Source organism: Sphingomonas endophytica, from assembly GCF_001476895.1.
GTDB lineage: Bacteria > Pseudomonadota > Alphaproteobacteria > Sphingomonadales > Sphingomonadaceae > Sphingomonas > Sphingomonas endophytica_A.
On sequence record NZ_LDTB01000275.1, the window covers coordinates 1 to 647 of the forward strand.

Genomic DNA, 647 nt, shown 5'->3' on the forward strand with positions numbered 1-647 from the left:
CGCTAGCCTTGCGGCCATGGCAAGCCCGCAAAAGACATCGCGCAAGGCCGCAGGAACGAGAGCGGCAATCCGTCGCGCGCGCCCGGCGAGTGGCCGGGCGCACAGTGGCGACGCCGGCGATGATATCGGCCTCGACGCGCTGGTCGGCCACGCCGGCTATGCGGTGCGTCGCTTCCAGCTCTGGATCTTCCAGGACTTCATCAAGACACTGGCAACGGTCGATATCCGTCCGACCCAATACGCGGTCAAGAACGTGATCGGGGCCAATCCAGGCCTGAGCCAGATGGCGGTCGCCAAGCGGCTCGGGATCGAGCGCGCGCGGCTGGTGCATCTGCTCGACAGCCTGGAAGAGCGCGACTTCGTCAGCCGCATCCCTTCCACCATCGACCGCCGTTCCCATGCGCTGCATTTGACCACGCGCGGCAAGGCGGCGCTGGCGCAGTTCAAGCGGCTCGCCGCCGAACACGAGCGGCATGTCGCCGAGAAGATCGGCAAGGCAAACCGCGAGCAATTGCTACGGATCCTTGCTTGCTTCACCTGATCCATCGATCGGATTTCTGCTCAGCCACGCCTGCCTGAAAAATAGGCAAATGCGCTTTCAAGCAAGCTCGCCTCAGCGCGCGGTGGCCACTCCAAGCAGCTGATAT

At 64.1% G+C, this 647-nt stretch carries 1 protein-coding gene; it reads left to right on the forward strand.

What is annotated here, in order from left to right; translation table 11 throughout:
* Nucleotides 1–541 (forward strand): MarR family winged helix-turn-helix transcriptional regulator (locus NS334_RS17165; RefSeq protein ID WP_206542735.1); only part of this gene is annotated, 541 nt, incomplete at its 5' end.
* Between the last annotated feature and the right edge of the window lie 106 nt (nt 542–647).